We start from the raw sequence: 15,005 nt of genomic DNA, 5'->3' as shown, positions 1-15,005 counted from the left end.
GAAAATGAGTATCCGGAGCAGTTTTGCCAAATGACATGGCAAGTTATATGAAATCGTGTTACAATGGCTTTTGTCAAGCTACCTGAGACTATGGAAAATAATGAGAAAATGAGAGAAAAACAGGTAGCATAGAATCTGCGGACATTAAATAAAAAACAAAGGAAAGTGGGGGGATTTTTTGAATGCAGAGAGCAAAACACGAATGACGGAAGGAAGCATCTCCAGGAAAATCATATTTTTTGCGATTCCGCTGTTTATCGGAAATCTGTTTCAACAGTTGTATAATACGGCAGACTCTCTGATCGTTGGCAATTTTCTCGGCAGTAATGCCCTGGCGGCGGTCAGTTCCTCGGGAAACCTGATCTTTCTGATGGTCGGGTTCATCAACGGAATCGCGCTTGGTGCAGGCGTTGTTATCGCGAGGTATTATGGGGCGAAAAATAAGGAATATTTACAGAAAGCGATCCACACGACAGTAGCGTTTGGGCTGGCGGCAGGTCTTGCTTTGACGGCGATCGGGATGTTTCTGGCGCCGAAGATTCTGGTGCTGATGGGAACACCGTCGGAGGTGCTTCCACAGTCGATTGAGTATTTCCGTATTTATTTTGCGGGTTCCCTTGGATTTGTCATGTACAATATTTTTGTCGGCATCTTACAGTCGGTCGGTGACAGCCGGCATCCGCTGATTTATCTGATCGTGTCCTCGTGTATCAATGTGGTGTTGGATATTTTCTTTATTGCAGGCCTCGGCATGGGAGTCGGGGCAGCGGCGCTGGCAACGGCGATTTCCCAGTTTGCCAGTGCGATTTTCTGTATGATTCACCTGATGCGGACAAAAGAAGAATATCGGTTACAGATCAGTAAGATTGGTTTTGACGGGCTCATGATGAAACAGATCATTCAGAATGGTGTGCCGTCCGGTTTTCAGAACTCCGTGATTTCTATCGCCAATGTTTTCGTACAGACCAATATCAATGCTTTTGGAAAAATGGCGATGGCAGGCTGCGGTTCTTATTCAAAGATTGAGGGCTTTGCATTTTTGCCGGTTACATGCTTTACGATGGCGCTGACAACCTTTGTCAGTCAGAATCTTGGTGCGAAGCAGTACGACCGTGCGAAAAAAGGTGCGCGGTTTGGCATCCTGTGTTCCATAGTGATCGCGGAACTGATCGGTGTTCTGATCTATGTGGCGGCTCCGACGCTGATCGCGGCATTTAACGGAGATCCGGAGGTGGTACATTATGGTGTGATGCAGGCGCGGACGATTGCGCTGTTCTATTTTTTGCTGGCGTTTTCTCACTGTATCGCAGCAGTCCTTCGCGGCTCCGGTCATGCAGCAGTTCCTATGATCGTCATGCTCTGTGTCTGGTGTCTGTTCCGTGTCAGCTATATTACCGTTGCTGTGCATTACATTCCGGATATCCGTGTGATCTTCTGGGCATACCCGCTGACCTGGAGCATCAGCTCAGTGATTTTCCTGTATCTGTTTTTACGTGGAAGATGGGTATATGGATTCGAGAAAAAAAGATAAAACAGATAGTTTTACCACAGGTACTATAATTTTCAGAATTGAGGAAGAATGTTCGTATGCTAAATAAAAAAGAATTCTTAAAATACGCATCAAGATTAGCCTTTCCGATTATGATCCAGAATCTGATCGGAACACTGGTAAATATGGCAGATACAGTGATGCTTGGATATGTGAGTCAGACGGCTATGTCGGCATCCTCCCTTGCCAATCAGTTTACATTTATTCTTTTCTGTTTATATTACGGTATGGCAGCGGGAACATCGGTTTTATGTGCCCAGTACTGGGGAAAAGGTGATAAAAAGACAGTAGAAAAGATACTTGGTCTGGCGGAACGAATCTCGCTGATTGTTTCTGCTGTATTCTTTGCGGTCTCCTTTGCCATGCCAACTACTATTATGAAGATTTTTACCAATAGTCCGGAGACGATTGCTTCCGGTGGTGAATATCTGAGAGTGATTTCCTTCTCGTTTGTATTTATGGGATTCTCTCAGGTTTTTATGAGTGCCCTTCGAAGTATCGGGAAGATCATGCTGCCTTCTGTTACGTATGTAGTTTCTCTTTGCGTCAATGTAATCTGTAATGCCACTTTTATCTTTGGTTTGTTTGGACTTCCGAAGCTTGGTGTTACCGGAGTTGCTCTTGGTACGGTGATTGCCAGAATCGTAGAGGTAGTGATCTGTCTCGTTTACTCGTTACATAGTTCCGATGTCAGATTCCGGATAAAATACTTCTTTGCCAAAGCAGGTGTTCTGTTCCAGGATTTTATGAAGATCGCAACGCCGGCTGTGATCAATGATGTTGTCTGGAGCCTGGCCACTTCAGCATTTGCAGCGATCCTTGGTCATATCGGCGATGATATGGTTGCGGCAAATGCAGTTGCTGTCATGGTGGTAAATATTGGTGCCATCGCCTGTCGTGGCTTCTCCAATGCAACTACGATCATTGTCAGTCAGGAGCTGGGCAAAAACGGTGTTGACACAGCCAGAGAATACGGAAAACGCATGCTCAGGATCACAATTGTTGTCAGCCTGATCGGATGTGGTGTTATTCTGGCGATTCGACCAGTGATACTGAATTTCTATCGTGACAAACTGACAGAGACCGCCATCTATTATCTTGGTGTCTTTATCATTATGACAACCTGGCGCCTTATGGGGGAAAGCATCAATACCTGCCTGATATGCGGCTGCTTCAGAGGTGGCGGTGATACCAGATTTGGAATGATCACGGATACGATATTTATGTGGCTTGTTGCAGTTCCCCTTACCTACCTGGCAGCATATGTATTCAAGCTGCCGCCGATCTGGGTATACTTTGTAATGACCCTGGATGAATTCGAGAAAATGCCGGTGGTATTCGTTCATTATATCAGAGGAAAATGGCTTACGAATATTACCAGAGATTTCGAGTAATCAGGGAACGGAATCATTATATAAAAGGAACAGTACAATGAAAACGGGCTGAATGGCATCTTCTGCTATTCAGCCCGTTGCTTATGTATTGTTTTAAAAAATTTTGTGGAACCAGGGGCATGTTTCAGGAAAGGATGTTATCCATGAGCTGCGATTTATTCGATTCTTTCCTCGTCTGCCCCTGTTGGCTTCTTAAAGTGGCCGACAATTATTTGTACAAGAACCCTGCCTCCGATAAATGTAAGAAGAAGGCCTGCCGGAATTCCTATACAGGCCAGAAGGAACGTTAAAGGGTCGTCGTCACCTTTCATTTTGTATTTGCCTGTTGGTGTCAGATAAACTTCGACATTTTTTTCTTCGCCTATGCTGACTTCCCGGTAGTAGGTACGTTTCCCTGTATATTTTATTCCATCCACTTCATACGAAAGCTTCGTCACATACTCGTCGTAATCGTCATATTCGTCGTCCGAACTCTTTATGTCATAATCGATAACACGGGCTGTGACCGTTCGAACATCCGCTGATTTCTTATATTCTATGCTGGATACAATTCTGTTAACACTCCATAAAAACAACCCTACAACTGCAAACAGGAATAAAAGACCTATTAGTACCTCACCTATAAAGTGTCCTGTTTTCCTCGATTTGTTTTTCATACACAATCCCCCTCTCAGCTTACATAATCCTGTAGTACACCGTTATCTATGATTATATTACCGGAAAAACAGAAAAGCTGCACTATCACTTGTGTCAGGATAATTTTTCCGCGCCATCTGAAAATTTATAGAGTCCTATTTATGAAATAACTAAAAATTTCAATAACTTATCAAAAAAAATTCTATTTTTTTTCAAGACTCTTGTGATTATAATGAATTCATCAGCCGGGAACGAAGCAAATCCGGCAAAATCAACAAACAGGAAAACGGGAGGAACAAAAATGAAAAGAAAAGCATTAGCAGCAATTATGGCAGCAGCTATGGCATTATCTATGGTTGGCTGTGGCGGATCAACATCAGAGTCCGCAGACTCTACAAAAACAACAGAAAAAACAGAAGCAACAGAAGCAACAGATTCTGCTGCATCAGCAGACGGAACTGTAGAAAACAAAGATAAACCTCTGTGCTGGTTCAACCGTCAGCCATCCAGCAGTGCTACCGGCGAACTGGACAAAGAAGCTCTGAACTTCAACGAAAATACTTATTACGTAGGTTTCGATGCAAACCAGGGTGCTGAACTGCAGGGTCAGATGGTTCTGGATTACATCAAAGAAAATGCAGACACTATTGACAGAAACGGTGACGGCGTGATCGGATACGTTCTGGCAATCGGTGATATCGGACATAATGATTCTATCGCTCGTACACGTGGTGTTCGTTCCGCACTTGGAACAGGTGTAGATGCAGACGGTGGAGTAGATTCTACACCAGCTGGAACAAACGTAGACGGAAAAGCAAAAGTTGTGCAGGATGCGACTCTGGATGTAGACGGAAAGACATATACCATCCGTGAGCTGGCTTCTCAGGAAATGAAAAACTCAGCAGGTGCAACATGGGATGCTGCAACAGCCGGTAATGCGATCGGAACATGGACAGCTTCCTTCGGTGACCAGATCGATGTTGTAGTTTCCAACAACGATGGTATGGGAATGTCAATGTTCAATGCATGGGCGAAAGACAACAAAGTTCCTACCTTCGGTTACGATGCAAACAGCGATGCTGTAGCAGCAATCGGTGAAGGATACGGCGGAACAATTTCTCAGCATGCAGACGTTCAGGCTTATCTGACACTGAGAGTTCTGCGTAACGCACTGGACGGTGTAGACATCGATACAGGTATCGGTACAGCTGATGAAGCAGGTAACTGCCTGACAGAAGGTGAAGATTACAGATACAGCGAAGAAGATAGATCTTACTACGCATTAAATATTGCTGTAACAGCCGATAACTACAACGATTTCACAGATTCCACAAAGGTTTATGACAAAGTTGCTAACCAGCTGGATGAAAGCAAGAGCCCATCCAAAAAAGTATGGCTGGATATCTACAATGCATCTGATAACTTCCTGAGTTCTACATACCAGCCACTGCTGGAGAACTATGATGATCTGCTGAACCTGAACGTAGATTACATCGGTGGAGATGGACAGACAGAGTCCAATATCACCAACCGTCTTGGAAACCCAAGCGAGTATGATGCTTTCGCGATTAACATGGTTAAGACCGATAATGCAGCAGCATACACATCACTTCTCTCCAAATAATTCAGAGACAGAATAAAAGCGTAAATTGATGAAATTACAGAGGGGTGTCAGCGATGATACCCTTCTTTACTAAGAAAAGGAAGCGCAGCTATGAAAGAAGATAAGAACAAATATATCTTATCGATTAACGGCATGAGCAAATCATTCGGTAGAAATAAGGTTTTGAAACATATTAGTATGAATGTCAAACCTGGAACCATTATGGGACTGATGGGTGAAAACGGTGCCGGAAAATCGACAATGATGAAATGCCTCTTTGGAACCTATCAGAAAGATGAAGGAACCATCGTACTGGACGGAAAAGAAGTAAACTTCTCCGGACCAAAGGATGCACTGGAGAACGGGGTGGCAATGGTACACCAGGAGTTGAACCAGTGTCTTGAAAGAAGTGTTGTAGACAACATGTTCCTTGGAAGATACCCGAAGAATTCCGTTGGGGTTGTCGACGAAGGAAGAATGAAAAAAGAAACATCAGACCTGTTCAGAAAGCTGGGAATCACAGTTGATCTGACACAGCCAATGAAGAAAATGTCTGTATCTCAGAGACAGATGTGTGAGATTGCCAAAGCAATTTCCTATCATTCCAAAGTCATCGTACTGGATGAGCCTACCTCATCTCTGACTGCACCGGAGGTTGAAAAACTTTTTAAGATGATGCGTCAGCTGAAGGCTCAGGGAATTTCTCTGATTTACATTTCACATAAAATGGATGAAATATTTGAAATCTGTGATGAAATATCAGTACTGCGAGACGGAAGTCTGGTCATGACCAAGCCGAGTACAGAAACAGATATGAATGAACTGATCGCCGCCATGGTTGGACGTTCTCTGGATAACAGATTTCCACCTGTAGACAATACACCGGGAGAAACTATTCTCTCGGTACAGAATATATCAACAAAATATGCACCAAAACTGCAGAACATCTCTTTTGATATCAAAAAAGGAGAAATCTTCGGATTCTATGGTCTGGTTGGTGCCGGTCGTACCGAGCTTCTTGAGACGATCTTCGGAATTCGTACAAGAGCAGAAGGAAATATCGTATATGACGGAAAGATGCTGAACTTCTCATCTCCGAAGGATGCTATGGATCACGGATTTGCTCTGATTACAGAGGAAAGAAAAGCCAATGGCCTGTTCCTGAAAGGCGATATTACATTCAATACCACCATTGCGAATATGAATCATTATAAGAGCGGAATCGCATTATCACATGATAAGATGGTACGTGCAACAGCTGAAGAAATCAAGATCATGCATACAAAATGTATGGGACCGGATGATATGATCGCCAATCTTTCCGGTGGTAATCAGCAGAAAGTCATCTTCGGTAAATGGCTGGAGCGTTCACCAAGCGTATTCATGATGGATGATCCGACACGAGGAATTGACGTCGGAGCAAAATATGAAATCTATGAACTGATCATCAATATGGCGAAACAGGGAAAAACAATCATCGTTGTTTCTTCCGAGATGCCGGAAATTCTTGGTATTACCAACCGAATCGGTGTTATGTCTAACGGACGCCTTGCCGGAATCGTAAACACAAAAGAAACAAACCAGGAAGAATTATTGAGACTCAGTGCTAAATATCTGTAACAGGAGGGAAATTGGAAATGGCAGAAAACAGCGTTATTATTTCGGCTGAAGAAGAAGCAAAACTTTTGAAACCGATCGATGAATATGTGGAAAAGATCCAGAAAAAAATCGATGCATTACGCGTAGACGGATCTGATAAAGTGAACGATCTGAAAAACCAGATCGCTATCGCAAAAGAAAATAAGAACTTATCCAAAATCCAGAGAGATAAGATTATTGAAAACAGTAAAAAAGAGCTGGAAAGTGCAAAAAAAGTAGAAACAGCCAACAAAGAAGAAATCAAAAAGCTGGTTGCAGAAGCTGAGGACTATCTGGCGAAACACTACAAGAAAGATTACTACGATGTAGTAAACAACAGCTGCAAAGCTGCAAAAGCAGAAGAAAACAGCAGATATGAGAAAGTCAAAGCAGATCTGAAGAGCGAGCACCAGAAAAAGATTGCTTCTCTGAAAGATGCAGAAGATATCAAGGCTGAGAAATATGTGTTCAAAAACAAACTGTTTGACGCACAGATGGCTCACGAATCCAAAATTCAGGAGATCAAAGACAGAAGACATGATGCATTCATGCATAAATATCATCTGATCGATCTGCTGAGAACCTCCAAGTTCACATTCCTTCAGCAGAGAGAACAGAAACTGGAAAATTACAGATATTCCTTCAATTTATCCCAGTTCCTGTACAAAAATGGTCTGTATATCGTAATCATCCTGATCTTTATCGGACTGTGTATCATCACACCAATCGTCAAAAATACACAGCTGCTGACAGTTACCAACATCCTGAATATCTTACAGCAGGCATCGCCGCGTATGTTCCTTGCACTTGGTGTTGCCGGTCTGATCCTGTTAACAGGTACCGACCTTTCCGTAGGACGTATGGTTGGTATGGGTATGGTTACGGCAACCATTATCATGCATAACGGAATCAATACAGGTGCCGTATTCGGACAGGTATTTGATTTCTCTACCATGCCTTCCACAGCGAAAGCACTGTTCGCACTGTTGATGTGTGTAATCTTTACAACTGTATTTTCCATGATTGCCGGTTTCTTCATGGCAAGATTCAAGATGCATCCGTTTATCTCTACAATGGCTAACATGCTGATCATCTTTGGTCTGGTTACTTATGCTACTAAGGGTGTATCTTTCGGTGCAATTGATTCTGCGATCCCGAATACCTTCATCCCGCAGATCGGCAAATTCCCGACCATCATTCTGTGGGCAGTTGCAGCAGTTATCATTGTATGGTTTATCTGGAACAAAACAACATTTGGTAAAAACCTGTATGCGGTAGGTGGAAACCCGGAAGCTGCAGCAGTATCTGGTATCTCTGTATTCAAAGTAACTATGGGAGCATTTATTCTGGCAGGTATCCTGTACGGATTTGGTTCCTGGCTGGAATGTAACCGTATGGTTGGTTCCGGTAGTGCAGCTTATGGACAGGGATGGGATATGGATGCTATCGCAGCCTGCGTAGTTGGTGGTGTATCCTTTACCGGTGGTATCGGTAAGATCTCCGGAGTAGTAACCGGTGTATTGATCTTTACCTCCCTTACATACTCCCTGACGATTCTGGGTATTGATACCAACCTTCAGTTCATCTTTGAAGGTATCATCATCCTGGCAGCCGTAACACTTGACTGTCTGAAATATGTACAGAAAAAATAATAAAATATATTGAAACAGACAGAATATAAGACAGCCCGGTCATCCGATGGATGACATGGGCGGTCTTTTATTCTGTTTTGGCAAATTTGTAACTATTCAGAGCCATGCGAAATGGAAGAAAAATTGCGAATCATGTTTACATGAATGAGCTATTTTTCTGAAATTTCATATGGCGAGAAGCAACATCGAGATGCAGCGTAAGCGGAATCGAGATGGGGCTCTGAATAGTTACAAAATTTTTGTAACTATTCATTCAGCAGAGAGCAATCTTCTGCTATAATGAAAGAACAATAATATGCTCCGGAAAACAGGAGGATAAGGATGGAACAATATAAAGTGATTCTTGTCGATGATGAAGTAGAGGTCATCGATGTTATGAAAAAAAAGATCCGTTGGAATGATCTGGGATTTGACGTAGTGGGAAGTGCCACCAACGGCGTGAAGGCTTTGGAGCTGGTGGAAAAACTTCAGCCGGATGTGGTACTGACGGACATTAAAATGCCTTACATGGATGGACTGGAGCTGGCAAGAAAACTGAACCGGGACTATCCCAATATTTATATTATGCTTTGCACCGGCTTTGACGAATTTGAATATGCGAAAGAGGCCGTCCATCTGGAGATCAAGGAATATATGCTGAAACCCATCAGCGCCACCGAGCTGTCAGAAAGCCTGATGAAGCTGAAAACCACACTGGACAGGGAACGGGAAGAAAAGTTAAATGTAAAAAAACTGGAAGACTATTTCCAGGAGGTATTACCAAAGCTGCAGTCCAATTTCTTTATTTCCCTGATCGAGGGGAGAGTCAGAGAAGAGGAGTATGAACGATTTCTTTTGGACTATCGGGTGGATATGAAGGGACCTTTGTTTTGCTGCATCATTTTTCATACGTCGGAAAATGATGTGCCGGATGGCATGAATCCCTTATTGTTATCCATGTCCGTGGAGCGGGAGATCAAACAGCGGCTGATGGAGAACTGTAATTGCCAGGAATTCATCTATATGGGTAATACCATTCTGATTATGGAACTTCATTCAGAAGATGAGATAGCTCAATTGACGGACAAGTGTGACCGGTTCTGCCGCTGGGCATGGAGAATTATGGGGGCGGCGGTTACCGCAGGGATCGGAACTGTCTGCAACAATCTGTACGATATCAGTATTTCCTACGAGGGAGCCAGAGAGGCGGTGTCCTACCGTGTCCTGTACGGAACAAAACGAGCCATCAATATCGCAGAGATCGTTCCCAAAGAGTCAAAAAAGGCGGTTCCCTTAGAAGAAACAAGGATGCAGGAGCTGTTTCGAGCCATCCATGTAGGGAATCAGGAGAAGATCCGGAAAGAAGCCATCAAAGAGACAGAAAAGCTCCATAAGAATGCAGCCACCATCAGCCAGTACAATCTGGCTACCATGGAGATCGTCAGCGGATTTTTCAAGTTTTGTGCCAATAATTCCATGGACTTCAATGAAATTTCCGGCAATGTACAGAATCTTTATGAAAGAGTCACCCAGTTCGATGAAAACTCCATGACAAACTGGATTATCAATATGTCTACTGCCATCAGCGAAAAACTGAGAAGCACCAGAAACAGTACCTCCAGGCGTATCATCACCGATGCACAGAACATCGTAAAAGACAGATATATGGAGCCGGATCTCTCGCTGGATGATGTGTGTGCAGATCTTGGTGTATCAAACTCCTACTTTTCCTCCAGCTTTAAAAAGGAGACTGGCCAGTCCTTTGTCTCCTATCTTACCGATTATCGGATGGACAGGGCAGAAGAGCTGGTGCTGAACACCGATAAAAAAAGCTATAAGATCGCAGAAAAAGTCGGATATCAGGATGCCAACTATTTCAGTTATGTATTCAAAAAGAAGTTCGGTGTTTCTCCTTCCAAATACAGAGCTTCCGGGAAACAACAAAGCGAAAAGCGGAAAGAATGAAGACATAAAAAAGGTACGAAATATATAGAGACAAGGGAATAGATGAAGAGGAACATGTATGAAATATAGGAAAAGAGGGTTGGATTCCCGGAAAAATATCGTATTTAACATACAGTCGATCATTCTGTCTGTCCTTATGGCGATTTCGCTGGTTACGATCATTGTCATGGGATTGTTGCTTTACCATCGATTCAAGCTGGCATTGGAAAAGACAGCAGTGGACAACACGGAAGCTACCGTGGAGGCTACCGTGGACCGGTTAAATGCAGACCTGCTGGATATCCGCCAGATCCTCAATGGGGCAAACTATAACGTAGTCCAGCAGTTTGATATATCCAGCCGGGAATTTTCGGAGCAGTTCAGTCTGCTCTATGAGACCAACTCTGATAAGATTCAGAGTGTGGCGCTGTATGATCAAAAAGGAAATCTGATCGCATCGGAGCCGGTGGCAGCAGAAAAGAAAAATGTAAGGGTACAGACGCAGGAATGGTTTAAAAATGCGGAAGATGTCATTGAAAATATACACTTTTCCACACCGCATATCCAGGAACTGTTTGAGGATGGATCCTATCGGTATCAATGGGTAGTTTCCCTGAGCAGGTATGTAGATGTTAACAAGGGAGAGATACCGGAAACCGGTATCCTTTTGCTGGATATGAAATATTCTGTGATCAGGGACGTAATGAAACAGATCAATGATTGCTCCGGCGGAATCTACTATTATTTGATCAGTCAGGACGGAGAGATGATCTATCATCCAAGAGGAACGGAATTAAACCGCGGATTATTTGAAGAAAATAGCCTGGAAGCGGAAAAATATGAGGACGGAACCTATGAGATCCGTTCTAATGGTCAGAATGAGACCGTGATCGTTAGAAGCGTAGCCTATACAGGCTGGAAGATGATCGGTGTTGTGCCGGAGAGCGTACAGGTGGCAAACTATAAGAACTTTCGCTACTATGTATTTGCCACCATTTTGGTACTTCTGGTCATGCTCTTGGAGGGAAACCAGCTTGTGTCCCGAAAGATATCCAAGCCTATCCGGGAGCTGGATGCTTCTGTCAAGACCTATGAGGCAGGAGGAAAGCCGGATATCTATATCGGCGGCTCATCCGAGATCCGCCATCTGGGACATTCGGTACAGAAGTCTTATGAGCAGATCGAAGAACTGATGGATGAGATCATCCAACAGCAAAATGAACGAAGAAAAAGCGAACTGGACGCTCTGCAAAGCCAGATCAATCCACATTTTCTGTACAATACACTGGAGTCGATCACGTGGATGGTGGAAGCCCAGGAAAATGAAGCAGCGGTTCGCATGATCTCTGAACTGGCCAAATTACTTCGTGTCAGCCTGTCCCGGGGCAAGACCATCATTCCCATCAAGGATGAACTGCAGCATAGCAGAAGCTATATGAATATCCAGCTGGCCAGGTATAAAGAGCGGTTCAAAACAGAATTCCGGATTGATAAAGAGATCGAAAATTACTGCATCGTTAAGTTGGTGATTCAGCCCATCCTGGAGAATGCCATTTATTATGGTGTTGGCAACATGGATGAGGATGATGACGGTATGATCATTGTCACCGGAGAAAAGAGGGACGAGGACATCCTGATCACTATCGAAGACAATGGCATGGGCATGCGGGAAGAAGTTCTGGAAAATATTCTGACGGATAGCAGCAAGGTTCCGAAGCATGGCTCCGGTGTGGGTGTGATCAATGTACATTCCAGAATCCGGTTGATGTTTGGGGAAGAATATGGACTTTTCATAGAAAGCGAACCGGACGAAGGAACAAAAGTCACGATTCGTATCCCTGCAATCCCATACACGCCGGAAAATGCAGAAACACTGGAATTACAAAAATATATACAGAGGAGACAGGCAGATGAAAAAGAATAGAATAAAATTTCTTATGATTGAGTTTCTTTTGCTGATGCTGGCAGTATTCTTTGTATGGAAGATTTTTGATCAGAACGTAGCAGAGACCAGGATCGCCGTGATTCTTCCGGAATCCGGTGACAAACGCTGGGATGCCCTGATCAATGGTATGAAACAGTCTGCAGCAGAGAACAACGTCCATATGATCATCTGTAACACGGAAGAGATCGACGGACCGGAGGTGGAAAGGGAATTTATCAGAGAACAGAAGGACAACGACATCGATGGCTTTATTATATATCCCGCACCTGGTCATGAGACCGAAAATATGCTGAAAAAAGAATGTGGAAATAAACCCTATTTACTGATCGCAGACAGTCTGGCGGTAAAAGAAGGAGAAACTGCAAGTCCCACGATCCAGCCGGATCATCGGGAAATCGGAAGACGGCTGGGAGAACAGCTGAAAAAAAAAGAGCAGAAGATCGGAATCATAGCCGACTGGAAAATGTCCGAGGCTGTACAGGCGGAGATCAGCGGATTGACTGAGGCGCTGGAAGGCAGCGGAAGTGAGATCAGTTGGTGTATTTACCGGAGAAAAGAGCAGAACATTACGGAGCGGATGAAGGAGGAAACAAAGGCGGATGCCCTTGTCATACTGGATCCCGGGGTACTGGAAGAGTTCGGAGAACAGGCAGAACATGGGAAATACAAGGGTGCGGAACTCTATGGAGTAGGTTACAGTCTGAAGACAGTCGCGCTTTTGGATAAAGGAAACATCCAGGGCCTTGTTGTGCCGGACGGATATGAGATCGGCTATAAAAGTGTGAAAGAAATAGCCGGAAAGACAGAACATAAGTTTTATAAAATGAAAGGTTACACAACAGAATATCAGATATTCAGTAAGAAAGATTTCTCTATGGATGATGATTTAGAAAGGTTTTTATATTCCTATGAATAAAAAGAAAAGAAGGCTGGCAGTAGTATTAGCTACTGTTACAGGGAGTGCGGTGCTCGTGCTGTCCGGGTGTTCCGGGAAGTCAGAACAGACAGAGAAAACCCTGCGGGTCGGAGTGATAACCTACAGTCAGGATGACCCCTTTATCAATGGACTGACCGATGAGCTGAAAGTACAGCTGAAAGCCATGGAAAACAAGCAGCGACGGATTATCGTATCAACAAAAAGTGGAAATGACGATCAACAGGAACAGAATGAAAAGGTAGAAGAGATGATCGATGCAGGCTGTGATGTGCTCTGTATCAATCTTGTGGATCGGACAGCTCCGTCCAGGATCGTCAGGATGGCAAGAAACGAAGATATTCCGGTGATCTTCTTTAACCGGGAACCGGTAAGGGAAGACCTGATGCAGTGGGAAAAGCTGTATTATGTGGGCTGCGATGCAGAACAGTCCGGGATTATGCAGGGCGAGATTGCCGCAGAATACATCAACAGTCATCCGGAAGTCGATAAAAATCAGGATGGAAAGATCCAATATGTGCTTCTGGAAGGAGAAGCAGGCCATCAGGACGCCATCAGCAGAACAGAGTATTCCGTAAAGACACTGATGAAGAATGATGTTGTACTGGAAAAGCTAAGCTATCAGTTAGCGGACTGGAACCGTGGACAGGCGGAGAACCGTATGAATCGTCTGATCAGCCAGTACGGAAAAGAGATCGAACTCGTCATATCTAACAACGATGAGATGGCACTGGGGGCTGTGGAAGCCTATCGGACAGTAGGTTATGCCCGTGAAGACTGGCCGGTGATCTTCGGAATCGATGGTCTGGAAGATGCACTGAAAGCCGTAAAGGCAGGAGAGATGCAGGGCAGCATCCTCAATGACAGAGTAGATCAGGCAAAGGAAATGGCAAAAATGGCGGTGAAACTGTTCGAGGGAGAGGATTTTGATCAGGAAAACCTGAAAGAAGGCCGGTATTATTTTTCAGAATATCAGAAGGTAGACAGCAGCAATATAGATGAATATCTGAGTGCAGAAGAGGCAATTGCCCACTCAGAAATGTAAGCGGGAAGACTGCATGTACAGACAGAAAGAAAAAGTGGATGATGCATATCCACTTCACAGAATGAGGAAAAAACAGATGGAACATACATGGACCAAAGAATTTTATCAGGAAATAGATCCGGCGAAACGGCAGCAGATTTTAAAGGAACATATCGGAGAGGAGGAAGCCTGGGAAGAAGAATACAGAACCCGGCTCTGGACAGCCCGATACGGACAGCGCAGGCTCCAGAAGGATGAGTTTGTCAGATGTCTGATGGAACTGAAATATCTGGCGGAAGGAACCTCTCTGGATCCCGGTGGCGACAGAAGGAGGATGGGAGCCAGGATCCTCTCCACGTTGTGCCTGGCAGAAGCCATGCAGTCAGAGAAGGGATACCAGAAGATTCTTGAGGATGAACTGTACAATGTATTCCTGAAGTTTATTCAGGTCAGCAGGGGAGGCAGAGGATTCACCTCCATGGTATTCGGCATGGGACAATTATCCGAAGAAGGAATCGCGAAAAAGATCGCCGAACAGATCAGCGCGATCGCTTTCAGGGCGCCCCGCCTGCTTCGTATGGAAAAAGAATTCACACTGCTCCGGGAAGCCGCCCTCCGGGCATATCGGCAGGAGTATCCGAACAGGGAGCACTTCCTGAACAAATAGTAAAGAGAGGGGATCAAGTTACGTTTCCGGTAAAAAGGAA

The 15,005-nt window shown here is 44.2% G+C and carries 11 protein-coding genes; 10 read left to right on the top strand and 1 reads right to left on the bottom strand.

All coding sequences use genetic code 11. From position 1 onward, the window contains the following. Positions 1-202: 202 nt before the first annotated feature. A complete protein-coding gene (locus ETP43_RS14335; protein WP_129259629.1) occupies positions 203-1,531 on the top strand; it encodes an MATE family efflux transporter in 1,329 nt (442 codons plus the stop codon). Between the two features lie 56 nt (positions 1,532-1,587). Continuing rightward, complete coding sequence (locus tag ETP43_RS14330; protein WP_022173004.1) at positions 1,588-2,943, top strand: MATE family efflux transporter; 1,356 nt, start codon at positions 1,588-1,590, stop codon at positions 2,941-2,943. A 155-nt stretch (positions 2,944-3,098) separates the two neighbouring features. On the opposite strand, the gene ETP43_RS14325 is transcribed toward ETP43_RS14330, so the two are convergent. Then, complete coding sequence (locus ETP43_RS14325; protein ID WP_129258861.1) at positions 3,099-3,599, bottom strand: hypothetical protein; 501 nt, start codon at positions 3,597-3,599, stop codon at positions 3,099-3,101. Positions 3,600-3,880: 281 nt separating this feature from the next. On the opposite strand from ETP43_RS14325, the gene ETP43_RS14320 reads away from it, so the two are divergent. The 8 genes from ETP43_RS14320 (at position 3,881) to ETP43_RS14285 (ending at position 14,965) form a co-directional block, all read left to right on the top strand. Beyond that, positions 3,881-5,203, top strand: coding sequence for a substrate-binding domain-containing protein (locus tag ETP43_RS14320; RefSeq protein WP_129258858.1), 1,323 nt, complete (start codon positions 3,881-3,883; stop codon positions 5,201-5,203). 90 nt (positions 5,204-5,293) lie between these two features. Beyond that, complete coding sequence (locus ETP43_RS14315) at positions 5,294-6,802, top strand: sugar ABC transporter ATP-binding protein (protein ID WP_129258856.1); 1,509 nt, start codon at positions 5,294-5,296, stop codon at positions 6,800-6,802. A gap of 17 nt (positions 6,803-6,819) precedes the next feature. Next, positions 6,820-8,472, top strand: coding sequence for a galactose/methyl galactoside ABC transporter permease MglC (locus ETP43_RS14310; RefSeq protein ID WP_118618764.1), 1,653 nt, complete (start codon positions 6,820-6,822; stop codon positions 8,470-8,472). A gap of 321 nt (positions 8,473-8,793) precedes the next feature. Beyond that, positions 8,794-10,416, top strand: a complete 1,623-nt coding sequence (locus tag ETP43_RS14305; RefSeq protein WP_129258854.1) for a response regulator — start codon at positions 8,794-8,796, stop codon at positions 10,414-10,416. A 58-nt stretch (positions 10,417-10,474) separates the two neighbouring features. Beyond that, the gene (locus ETP43_RS14300; protein ID WP_129258852.1) at positions 10,475-12,319 is read left to right on the top strand and encodes a cache domain-containing sensor histidine kinase; all 1,845 of its coding nucleotides are present in this window, start codon (positions 10,475-10,477) and stop codon (positions 12,317-12,319) included. Beyond that, positions 12,306-13,256: a substrate-binding domain-containing protein gene (locus ETP43_RS14295; protein ID WP_129258850.1), complete on the top strand. Its 951-nt coding sequence runs from the start codon at positions 12,306-12,308 to the stop codon at positions 13,254-13,256. The genes ETP43_RS14300 and ETP43_RS14295 overlap by 14 nt, the downstream gene beginning before the upstream one ends. Beyond that, complete coding sequence (locus ETP43_RS14290) at positions 13,249-14,319, top strand: galactose ABC transporter substrate-binding protein (RefSeq protein ID WP_129258848.1); 1,071 nt, start codon at positions 13,249-13,251, stop codon at positions 14,317-14,319. Before ETP43_RS14295 ends, ETP43_RS14290 begins: the two co-directional genes overlap by 8 nt. 13 nt (positions 14,320-14,332) lie before the next feature. Beyond that, a complete protein-coding gene (locus ETP43_RS14285) occupies positions 14,333-14,965 on the top strand; it encodes a DUF6553 family protein (RefSeq protein WP_243114305.1) in 633 nt (210 codons plus the stop codon). Positions 14,966-15,005 lie beyond the last annotated feature (40 nt).

It is taken from the genome of Blautia faecicola (genome assembly GCF_004123145.1).
Taxonomy (GTDB): Bacteria; Bacillota; Clostridia; order Lachnospirales; family Lachnospiraceae; genus Oliverpabstia; species Oliverpabstia faecicola.
This window is presented reverse-complemented; position numbering and strand designations above follow the sequence as displayed.

What these genes read in the sequence shown, in the direction of transcription:
- ETP43_RS14335 (WP_129259629.1), top strand. Translation starts at nt 203, where the DNA reads ATGACGGAAGGAAGCATCTCCAGGAAAATCATATTTTTTGCGATTCCG.
- ETP43_RS14330 (WP_022173004.1), top strand. Translation starts at nt 1,588, where the DNA reads ATGCTAAATAAAAAAGAATTCTTAAAATACGCATCAAGATTAGCCTTT.
- ETP43_RS14325 (WP_129258861.1), bottom strand. Translation starts at nt 3,599, where the DNA reads ATGAAAAACAAATCGAGGAAAACAGGACACTTTATAGGTGAGGTACTA.
- ETP43_RS14320 (WP_129258858.1), top strand. Translation starts at nt 3,881, where the DNA reads ATGAAAAGAAAAGCATTAGCAGCAATTATGGCAGCAGCTATGGCATTA.
- ETP43_RS14315 (WP_129258856.1), top strand. Translation starts at nt 5,294, where the DNA reads ATGAAAGAAGATAAGAACAAATATATCTTATCGATTAACGGCATGAGC.
- ETP43_RS14310 (WP_118618764.1), top strand. Translation starts at nt 6,820, where the DNA reads ATGGCAGAAAACAGCGTTATTATTTCGGCTGAAGAAGAAGCAAAACTT.
- ETP43_RS14305 (WP_129258854.1), top strand. Translation starts at nt 8,794, where the DNA reads ATGGAACAATATAAAGTGATTCTTGTCGATGATGAAGTAGAGGTCATC.
- ETP43_RS14300 (WP_129258852.1), top strand. Translation starts at nt 10,475, where the DNA reads ATGAAATATAGGAAAAGAGGGTTGGATTCCCGGAAAAATATCGTATTT.
- ETP43_RS14295 (WP_129258850.1), top strand. Translation starts at nt 12,306, where the DNA reads ATGAAAAAGAATAGAATAAAATTTCTTATGATTGAGTTTCTTTTGCTG.
- ETP43_RS14290 (WP_129258848.1), top strand. Translation starts at nt 13,249, where the DNA reads ATGAATAAAAAGAAAAGAAGGCTGGCAGTAGTATTAGCTACTGTTACA.
- ETP43_RS14285 (WP_243114305.1), top strand. Translation starts at nt 14,333, where the DNA reads ATGTACAGACAGAAAGAAAAAGTGGATGATGCATATCCACTTCACAGA.